Source organism: Oleiphilus sp. HI0079, assembly GCF_001635105.1.
The window spans coordinates 1-1051 of the sequence record NZ_LWFT01000947.1 but is presented as its reverse complement, the minus strand read 5'-3'; the positions used below and the strand labels follow the sequence as shown (position 1 = coordinate 1051).

The window sequence follows — 1051 nt, the reverse complement described above, 5'->3', positions numbered from 1 at the left end:
AACGGAGTTTAAATCGAAGCTGTGTTCTTCAAGCTTGTTTGCCTCCGCATCGCATGCTCCGCCGACATCCGTTGATGGTACCCGAGTAGTTGTGCCTGAAGGGCAGTCTTCCCATGTGCTCGGGTCATCATTTGTGCGGTCGGTGTCGCAGTACTCGTTGTTGTAATCCAGCAGCAGCTGGCCGAGCTCTGTATCCTCACCATCATCGAATGAAAGGCGCGCAAAACCGCTACCGTTATTGGCGATAAGTTGTCTGACTTCAGGTTGGGTAAAACCATTTGCTTTGAAGTTCTCTGGGAGCGCCTGATAGAAGCCAATGAACGGCACGGATTCTCGTGATGCTGAAGATTCTAGATCTTCACGCTGCTCGGCAACGATAATGGACTGCTGAACGATGCGCGTAAAAGGGTTGTAGCTCATCGCGAGCTCAGCAAAGGCTAACGTTGTTGCATCCGCGTCTGTGTCGACTATGCGAATGTCATCATTCTGATAGCTGCAAAAATCGTCATCATCGGCAATGCCTTGTGCTACCTGGTTTTTGGCAATAGCAAATGCTTCTATCTCAACGCCTGGATCAGTGGTTGACACGATACTCTCAAGAAAGTCCAGGGGGTTTCTTGCGCCTGTAACTAAATCGCCAGACTTGTCGTAACTCAAGAAGTCACTAATTTGTTGATCGATAAAGTCCTTGGCTGCCTGCTCTTCAGCCGAAAGTACGCTGGAAGGCGTCATAGTCTCGATTGCTTCACGAAGGTAGAGCGGATATTCGTCGGCATCTGTGAATATTTGAAACTTGGGGTCCGGCGCTGGAATGACGACTTGAATATCTTGGCCAGCGGCACATTTTTGAGCGGTGGTTTCGAATGCCGGTTCACAGGCGCTAAGAAGGAAAGCTGACGCAAACAGCGCGCTCAGCTTAGAGAAATTCTGCATATATAACACTCACGAGACTGCTGGATCGTTACGACTTAATGAAGCGCCGAGTCTATCATTTTCTGGGTGGGCTTGTAGCGGTAGCAAGCGCCGATTAAGCGCTATTGTTCAAAAACTG

General features: G+C 49.4%; 1 protein-coding gene. It reads right to left on the bottom strand.

The features are described from left to right. A partial coding sequence (locus tag A3750_RS17290) for a hypothetical protein (protein ID WP_156498683.1) occupies positions 1-933 on the bottom strand: 933 nt, incomplete at its 3' end. Positions 934-1051: the final 118 nt, after the last annotated feature.